1 pseudogene is annotated in these 229 nt (G+C 73.4%); it reads right to left on the bottom strand.

What is annotated here, in order from left to right:
- A pseudogene (locus KVS67_RS13790) lies at positions 1-229 on the bottom strand (hypothetical protein); the annotation flags it as partial.

Below are 229 nucleotides of genomic sequence, written 5' to 3'. Positions count from 1 at the left end.
AGATCCCCTCCTTGGCCTCGATGCCCCCGCGGGCCAGCCCGTCGTGGGAGAACCCGTCCAGGACCAGGATCGCCGGCTTGCACGCGGGGCTGAACACGAGCTGGGGCCGGGCGAGTGCGCGGCCGAGCGCCATGGGCTCGGCGGTGGACAGGTGCTTGGGGATCAGCTCGCCGAGGAGCATCGGGAGCCGGGTCGCCTCGACCATCGCGACGGCGAGCGAGACGGTGCC

The organism is Micrococcus sp. GbtcB5 (assembly GCF_019091605.1).
GTDB classification, from domain to species: Bacteria; Actinomycetota; Actinomycetes; order Actinomycetales; family Micrococcaceae; genus Micrococcus; species Micrococcus luteus.
This window is presented reverse-complemented; position numbering and strand designations above follow the sequence as displayed.